Source organism: Streptomyces sp. NPDC021749 (genome assembly GCF_040640655.1).
Taxonomy (GTDB): Bacteria; Actinomycetota; Actinomycetes; order Streptomycetales; family Streptomycetaceae; genus Streptomyces.
Genome location: NZ_JBFACE010000021.1, coordinates 126,511 through 134,396, shown reverse-complemented (window position 1 = coordinate 134,396; position 7,886 = coordinate 126,511). Strand labels below are relative to the sequence as shown.

6 protein-coding genes are annotated in these 7,886 nt (G+C 73.2%); 3 read left to right on the top strand and 3 right to left on the bottom strand.

What is annotated here, in order from left to right:
- Both AB0G35_RS21775 and AB0G35_RS21770 read left to right on the top strand, forming a co-directional pair.
- Window positions 1–1,028 (top strand): IS4 family transposase (locus AB0G35_RS21775; protein WP_360951756.1); only part of this gene is annotated, 1,028 nt, incomplete at its 5' end.
- A gap of 279 nt (window positions 1,029–1,307) precedes the next feature.
- On the top strand, window positions 1,308–1,496 hold the full coding sequence (locus AB0G35_RS21770) for a hypothetical protein (RefSeq protein ID WP_360951753.1): 189 nt from the start codon (window positions 1,308–1,310) through the stop codon (window positions 1,494–1,496).
- A 1-nt stretch (window position 1,497) separates the two neighbouring features.
- Here the strand turns inward: AB0G35_RS21770 and AB0G35_RS21765 are convergent, their stop codons facing one another.
- On the bottom strand, window positions 1,498–2,274 hold the full coding sequence (locus AB0G35_RS21765; protein ID WP_360951750.1) for a site-2 protease family protein: 777 nt from the start codon (window positions 2,272–2,274) through the stop codon (window positions 1,498–1,500).
- A 148-nt stretch (window positions 2,275–2,422) separates the two neighbouring features.
- Here AB0G35_RS21765 and AB0G35_RS21760 point away from each other — a divergent pair, with 148 nt between their 5' ends.
- On the top strand, window positions 2,423–5,746 hold the full coding sequence (locus AB0G35_RS21760) for a BTAD domain-containing putative transcriptional regulator (RefSeq protein ID WP_360951777.1): 3,324 nt from the start codon (window positions 2,423–2,425) through the stop codon (window positions 5,744–5,746).
- A gap of 54 nt (window positions 5,747–5,800) precedes the next feature.
- On the opposite strand, the gene AB0G35_RS21755 is transcribed toward AB0G35_RS21760, so the two are convergent.
- A complete protein-coding gene (locus AB0G35_RS21755) occupies window positions 5,801–6,631 on the bottom strand; it encodes an ABC transporter permease (protein WP_360951747.1) in 831 nt (276 codons plus the stop codon).
- Window positions 6,628–7,659 carry an ATP-binding cassette domain-containing protein gene (locus AB0G35_RS21750; protein WP_360951744.1) on the bottom strand — a complete coding sequence of 344 codons (1,032 nt, stop codon included), beginning with the start codon at window positions 7,657–7,659 and terminating at the stop codon, window positions 6,628–6,630. The genes AB0G35_RS21755 and AB0G35_RS21750 overlap by 4 nt, the downstream gene beginning before the upstream one ends.
- Between the last annotated feature and the right edge of the window lie 227 nt (window positions 7,660–7,886).

Sequence of the window (7,886 nt, the reverse complement as noted above, 5' to 3'; positions counted from 1 at the left end):
TCGACCTGCTGCGCGGCCCGGCCGCAACCCCACACGGACCAGGGGCCCGCTGGCGCGGTCTGCTGGTGGTCGCGCTCGACGGCACCACCTTGACCGTGCCCGACAGCCCCGCTGTCCTGACCAGGTTCACCAAACAGGCGGGCAACCACGGCGGCACCGGCTACCCGCAGGTCCGCCTGCTCACCCTGGTCGCCTGCGGCACCCGCACCCTCATCGACGCCGTGTTCGGCCCCACCACCATCGGCGAGACCACCTACGCTCCGCGACTGCTGCCCAGCCTCCGGCCGGGAATGATCCTGCTGGCCGACCGCAACTTCGCCGCCCAAGGGCTGCTGTCCGGCATCGCCGCCACTGGAAGCGAAGTCCTGGTCCGGCTCAAGAACGGCCGCAGGACGCCGGTCCTGGCCCGCTACCCCGACGGCTCCTACCTCTCAACGCTCGGCCCGGTCCCCGTCCGTGTCGTCGACTGCAAGATCACCATCACCACCACCGCTGGGAAACACACCGGCCTCTACCGGCTGGCCACCACCCTGCTCAACCACCACCGCCACCCGGCGGGCGAGCTGGCCACGCTCTACCACCAGCGCTGGGAGATCGAAACGGCCTACCTGGAGCTGAAATCGACCATCCTCGGCGGCCGGGTCCTGCGCGCTCGCACCCCCGACGGCATCGACCAGGAGATCTACGCACTCCTCGTGGTCTACCAGCTCCTGCGGACCGCTATGGCGGACGCCACCAGCACCCGACCGGGCACCGATCCGGACCGGGCCGGCTTCAGCATCGCCTGGCAAGCCGCCCGCGACCAGGTCATCCTGGCCGCGGGCGTCATCGCCGGCACAGTCATCGACCTGGCCGGCACCATCGGCCGGCACGTCCTGGCCGCACTGCTTCCCTCACGGCGCCTGCGGGTCAGCCCCCGCATCGTCAAACGCGCCATCTCCAAGTACCAGGCACGAGGCCCCCGCATCGACCGCACCAGCTACAAAGCCACCACCAGCATCGACATCCTCGCGCCCCAAGCCCCTTGACAACCTCTCCCAGCCACAAACTTCACGGCCTTGCATCTAGTCCCGCGTGCCTGTCTGCGGCGCCGCGGGGCGTCTCGCGGCGCCGCAGACAGGTACGTACGCGGCACCGCCGAGCGCACCGGCGAGCAAGCCCCGCGGCGGGACGGCCGGGTGCGTACGCGGCACCGCAAAGCATCGCGCCCCGCGGCGGGACGGCCGGGTGCGTGGGGGTGCGGCAAAACGCAGCGGCTCGTGGGGGACACTGGAGGGGACTGACCGCCGCCCACAGGAGCTCATCCCATGTCCCGTCTCGCTCTCATGGCCCTCGCCGTGTGTGTTCTCGCCGTTGCCGCCGCCGTCGTTTCCTTCGTGCAGGGCAGCTTCGTGGGGATCGTGTGGGTGTTGCTGGCCGGTATCTCCAGCAACATGGCGTGGTTCTACCTGCGCAAGGCGAAGATCGAGCGGGAGCAGGCCGCGACCTCCGGCTGAGTCACCGGCCCGGCCAGAAGCGGAAGAGCTCCTGGCCGAGGTACGTGTCGAGGCGGGACACGCCCAGCGCGCGCAGGACCGTGTCCACCAGGCCGAAGAAGGCCTGGTTGACCTCGGGAAGCCAGAGCAGGCCGAAGACCGCCAGCAGGCCGAAGACCGCGTAGGGCTCGACCCGGCGGCGCAGGGCCGGTGACAGCCAGGGCTCGATCACGCCGTAGCCGTCCAGGCCGGGAACCGGCAGGAAGTTCAGGATCGTGGCGGTGACCTGGAGCAGGGCGAGGAACGCCAGGGCGAAGCGGAACGCGGCGGGGACGCCGGAGAGGCCGTGCAGCCAGAACGGGGCCGTGCAGATCACCGCGAAAACGGCGTTGGTCAGCGGGCCGGCCGCCGAGATCAGGCTGTGCCGCCAGCGGCCGCGGATGCGGGCCCGCTCGATGAAGACCGCGCCGCCCGGCAGACCGATCCCGTTCACGATCAGGAAGATCAGCGGCAGGATGATGCTGAGCAGCGCGTGGGTGTATTTGAGCGGGTTCAGGGTGAGATAGCCCCGGGCCTCCACCGAGATGTCGCCGCTGTGCAACGCCGTGCGGGCGTGTGCGTATTCGTGCAGGCAGAGGGAGACCACCCAGCCGGACGTGACGAACGCGAAGACCGCGACGCCGGTGTGCGGGCCCAGCGTTCCCTTCCAGACGGCCCAGCCGGACACCGCGAGGACGGCGACGAGCGCGAGGAAGACCGGGCTGATGCGCCGGTCGGCGCGCCGGATGGCGGTGGTCATGGTGTGGGCTCCCGGGGACGGTCTCGGCAGGGGCAGCCCCGACCGTAACCGCGCGGGGGCGGACCGCGCACGGGTGCCGTCGCAGCCGGACGTCGCCCGGAACGGAAACTCGGTCAGCGCGGCCGCGGCGCTGAACGACAATGGGCCGGTGCGCTATGGAATTCTCGGCACCGCCCAGGCCGACCGACCCGACGGCACCCCCGTGGCCCTCGGTGGCGCCCGCCTGCGCGCGCTGCTCACCGCCCTCGCCCTGCGCCCGGGCCGGGCACTGCCCGCCGAGGCGCTGATCGCCGACGTCTGGGGCATGGATCCGCCCGCCGACGCGCCCGGTGCACTGCAGGCGCTGATCGGCCGGCTGCGGCGGGCCCTCGGGCGGGCCGCGATCGCCTCGGTCGACGGCGGCTACCGGCTGTGCGCCGAGCCCGACGCCGTCGATCTGCACCGGTTCGAGCGGCTCACCTCGGACGGCGGCCGGGCGCTCGCCGACGACGATCCGGCCCGGGCCGCCGACCTGCTGGACGAGGCGCTGGCCTTGTGGCGCGGCCCGGCGCTCGCCGACCTGCCGGACGCCGGGACCGAGGCGGCCCGCGCCGAGAGCCGCCGGCTGGACGCCCAGCGCACCCGCCTCGCCGCCGACCTCGCCCTCGGCCGGGCCGACCGGGCGCTGCCCGCCCTGCTCGCGCTGTGCCGGGAGCACCCCCTCGACGAGCCCCTCCAGGCCCTGCGGCTGCGTGCGCTGCGCGCCGCGGGACGTACCGCGGAGGCGCTGGCCGCCTACGAGGAGATACGCACCGGCCTCGCCGACCGCCTCGGCGCCGACCCCGGCCCCGAACTGCGGGCCCTGCACGCGGAGTTGCTGCGGCACGGCGCGGACGGACCGGCCGCGGACGTGACGGAGCCCCCGGTGCCGCCGTCCCGGCCCGCCGGGCGCGGTCCCGGCAACCTCCGGGCCCGGCTCACCTCGTTCGTCGGCCGGGACGCCGACCTCGCGGCGATCCGCTCCGATCTGGCCGAGCACCGGCTGGTGACCCTGCTCGGCCCGGGCGGGGCGGGCAAGACCCGGCTGTCGCAGGAGGGCGCCGAGAGCGCCGCCGCGTCCCGGCCGGGGGCCTGGCCGCACGGCGTGTGGCTGGCGGAGTTGGCGCCGGTGGACGATCCGCAGACCGTGCCGGAGGCGGTGCTGACCGCGCTGGGCGCCCGCGAGACCGTGGTCCGCGGCACCACCGCCGAGGGGTTGCGGGCCGCCGCCGACCCGACCGCGCTGGACCCGCTCGGCCGGCTCGCCGAGCACTGCGCGGGACGCCGGATGCTGCTGGTCCTGGACAACTGCGAGCATGTGATCGGTGCCGCGGCCGCGCTCGCCGAGCGGCTGCTGGCCGACTGCCCGGGCGTCACGGTCCTGGCCACCAGCCGTGAACCGCTGGCCGTACCGGGCGAGGTGCTGCGGCCGGTCGAACCGCTGCCGGACCCGGTCGCGCTGCGGCTGCTGGCCGACCGGGGCGCCGCCGCCCGCCCCGGCTTCCGGATCGACGACGACCCCGCGGCCTGCACCGAGATCTGCCGCCGGCTGGACGGTCTGCCGCTCGCCATCGAACTCGCCGCCGCCCGGCTGCGGTTGCTCACCCCCCGCCAGCTGGCCGACCGGCTCGACGACCGCTTCCGGCTGCTGACCAGCGGCAGCCGGACCCTGCTGCCCCGGCAGCAGACCCTGCGCGCGGTGGTCGACTGGTCCTGGGACCTCACCGACGAGCCCGAACGGGCGGTGCTGCGCCGGCTGTCCGTCTTCGCCGGCGGCTGCGACCTGACCGCCGCGGAGGAGGTGTGCGCGGGCGACGGCGTCGAGGAGTACGAGGTCGCCGGGCTGCTGGGATCGCTGATCGACAAGTCGCTGGTGGTGGCCGCGCCGGCAGCGGACAGCCAGATGCGCTACCGGCTGCTGGAGACGGTGGGGGAGTACGCCGGGGAGCGGCTGGACGAGGCGGGGGAGCGGGCCGGTACCGAGCGCCGGCACCTCGTCGCCTACCGCGAACTGGCCCGTACCACCGACCCGTTACTGCGCGGGCCCGGCCAGCGCGCGGCCATGGAGCGGCTGGAGCTGGAGCACGACAATCTGCGGACCGCGCTGCGCCGGGCGGTCGCGTCGGGGGACGAGCACGAGGCGCTGTGCCTGGTGCTGTCCCTGCACTGGTTCTGGTCGCTGCGCGACCACCGCAGCGACGCCCGCCACTGGGCCACGGCGGCCGGCGCGCTCGGTCCCAACCCCTTCCTGGCGCCCGTCGAACCGGCCCCCGCCCTGCACCGGCGGCCGATCGACGCCCCGCCGCCGATGCCTCCCGAGCAGCTGACCGAGGCCCGCCGCGAGGTCCGCCTGGTCGCGCTGTCCAGCATGGACAGCGACATCGGGGCGCTGCGCGACCCGGAGGTGCAGCAGGAGCTCGCCGGGACGCTCGCCGCCTACCACCCCGGACTGCCCCAGACCTGCAAGGTGCCCGGCGTGATGTGGTACTTCGCGGTGCTGCTCACCGGGCGGTTCGACGAGTTGACGGAGCTGATCGACGGCGCGGTGGCGGCCTGCCGCGACCACGGCTACGACTGGGAACTGGCCTACGTCCTGCAGATGCGCTCCAAGATCCTCAACGACCGCCCCGGCGGGCTGGCCCAGGCGTCCCGCGACGCCGACGAGGCGTTGCGGATATTCCGTACGGTGGGTGACGCCTGGGGCGCGGCCGAGGCGCTGTCCGGGCGCGGCGAGTCCCACGAGAAGCGCGGGGAGTACGCGCTCGCGGCGCGTGACTACCGGGCGGCGATGGTGCACGCCGAGGAGGTGGGCGCACACGGCCAGATCCTGCTGCTGCGCTGCCGGCTGGGCGCCGTGCTGATCGAGGACGGCCAGTCGGAGACCGGGGAGCGGATGCTCCGCGAGGTGCTGGCCGAGGCCGCGAAGGGCAGCTCGGGCCGGGACACCGAACCGTTCGCCCGGCTGACCCTCGCCATGTGGCTGTCGATGAGCGGGCGGCTGCAGGAGGCGCGGGCCGAACTCCACATCGTGCAAAGGCAGTTCATCCCGCGCGCACCGGACGTGTTCCACGGGCTCCTGGAGGCCTCGCTGGTCTCGCTGGACGTCGAGGAGGGGCACACCGAGGGGGTGCTGCCGCGCTTCCGGACGGCCCTGGCGCTGATGCAGGACGAGCTGACCCAGATGGTCGCCCCCGACCTGCCGGTGATCCAACTCCTCACCGGCGCACGGGTGCTGATGGCCGTACGGGGCGAGGCGGCGGGCCGGGACGCGGCGCGGCTGGTCGGCGCGTACGACGCGCTGCGGGCCGCCAGCCACGTGCCGACCCTGGTCACCCGTGACGAACGGGCGCGCACCGAGGCGGCGGCACGCACACTGCTGGACGACGAGACCTATGCGCGCGCCTATGCCGAAGGCGGTGACCTCTCCCTCGAAGAGGCCACCGCCCTCATCTGACGCGAGCCGGGCGGAGGCTGCTGCCCCGCAGGGAGACCCCCTGCGGGGCGTGCGTCAGGTCTTCTTGCGGAACTTCGCCACCGCGAGCGGCATGGTGACGGCCGTGATGGCCACCGTCCAGCCGAGGGTGATCAGCACCGGGTGCGCCGCCGCGCCGTCGTTGCTGAGCAGTGCCCGGGCCGCGTCCGCCAGCGTGGAGAGCGGATTGACCTTGGTGAAGCCCTCCAGCCAGTCGGGCATCGACGTCGGCGGGGCGAAGATCGACGAGCCGAACTGCAGCGGCATCAGCACCAGCATCGCCATGCCCTGCACCGCTTGAGGGGTCTGTACCGAGAGCCCCAACAGGATGAAGATCCACATCAGTGCCGCGCCGAACGCCGTGGACAGCGCCACCGCGGCGACGAACTCCAAGGCGCTGCCGCGGATTTCGAAGCCGAGCAGGAAGCCCATGCCGAGCAGGATCGCGGTGGCGACCAGCATCCGGCCGATCTCCACGACGATCTTGGCTATCAGGACCGAGGAGCGGGCGATGGGCATCGTCCGGAAGCGGTCCATCACGCCCTTGCGGAAGTCCTCGTTGACTCCGGTGCCGACCGCCATGGCGATGTTCATGCCCATCATCGCCATCATGCCGGGCACCAGCCGCTGGATGTAGTCGTCCTGGTGGTCCTTGCCGGCTATCGCCCCTCCGAAGACGTAGGTGAACAGCAGGATGAAGATGACCGGCATCAGCAGGACGTCGAACATCGACTCCGGGTCCTGCTTGATCTGCAGGGCGTTGCGCCGCACCAGGGCACCGATGTGCCGCAGATTGCCGCGCAGCCCGATCCGGCCCTCGTCCGCGCCGGCCTCGGCGACCGGCGCCGCCGTCGTCGCCGTACTCATGCCGACACCTCCGCGTACTGCTGCTCTTCCGCCGGGTCCTGCGACTCCGGGGCGCCGGAGGTCTTCTGGCCCGTGATGGCCAGGAACACCTCGTCCAGGCTGGGCAGATGCGTCGATATCCCGGCGAGCGCGAAGCCGCGGCCGCCGAGCACCCCGACCACCGCGGTCAGCTGCTCATCGCTGGTGATCGGTACGTTGACCACACCCCCGTCGTGGTCAGCCGTGGCGCCCGCGATGCCGTCCAGGCCCGCCTGGGCGATCGCGCCGACCATCCGGTCCAGTTCACCGGGGTCGGCCGGCCGGATCTGCAGGGTCCGCCCGCCGACCTTGGCCTTGAGCTCGTCGACCCGGCCCTCGGCGATCACCCGGCCGCGGTCGATGACCGTCAGCTCGTCCGCCAACTGCTCGGCCTCTTCCATGTATTGGGTGGTCAGCAGGACCGTGGCGCCCTCGCGGACCATCCGCTGGACCTCCTCCCACACCTCGTTGCGGGTGCGGGGATCCAGGCCGGTGGTCGGCTCGTCCAGGTAGAGCACGGCCGGGCGGCCGATCATCGAGGCGGCGAGGTCCAGCCGGCGGCGCATACCGCCGGAGTACTTGGCCGCGGGCCGCTTGGCGGCCTCCGTCAGCGAGAACCGCTCCAGCATCTCGTCCGCGCGGGCGCGGGCGTCCTTGCGGGAGAGGTCGAGCAGCCGCCCGATCATGTAGAGGTTCTCCCAGCCGGAGAGCTTCTCGTCGACCGAGGCGTACTGCCCGGTCAGGCCGATCGTGCGGCGCAGTGCGCGGGGCTGGCGCACCACGTCGTAGCCCGCCACCACGGCACGGCCCGCGTCCGGCACCAGGAGGGTGGACAGGCAGCGCACGAGCGTGGTCTTACCGGCGCCGTTGGGGCCGAGCACGCCGAGTACGGTGCCTTCCTTCACGTCCAGGTCCACCCCGTCGACGGCCTTGACGTCGCCGAAGTGCTTGACCAGACCGCGCACCTCCACGGCGTTGCCGCCCTTGGTGGTCATCGTCTGTCGCGTCATGCCCCCAACGGTGCCAGGAGCTACCGACAGCGCGCCGACATTCCGCCGATAGCGGGGCCGCGTACGTACTTGGCCGTCCCGCCGCGGGGGTTGCTCGCGGGTGCGCTTTGCGGTGCGCCGTACGTGCCTGGCCGTCCCGCCGCGCGGCTTGTTCGCGGGTGCGCTTTGCGGCGCCGCGCACGTACCTGTCTGCGGCGCCGCGGGGCGTCTCGCCGTTGCTCCCCCAC

Coding starts and splice junctions, on each gene's coding strand:
- AB0G35_RS21770 (WP_360951753.1), top strand. CDS start 1,308: ATGTCCCGTCTCGCTCTCATGGCCCTCGCCGTGTGTGTTCTCGCCGTT.
- AB0G35_RS21765 (WP_360951750.1), bottom strand. CDS start 2,274: ATGACCACCGCCATCCGGCGCGCCGACCGGCGCATCAGCCCGGTCTTC.
- AB0G35_RS21755 (WP_360951747.1), bottom strand. CDS start 6,631: ATGAGTACGGCGACGACGGCGGCGCCGGTCGCCGAGGCCGGCGCGGAC.
- AB0G35_RS21750 (WP_360951744.1), bottom strand. CDS start 7,659: ATGACGCGACAGACGATGACCACCAAGGGCGGCAACGCCGTGGAGGTG.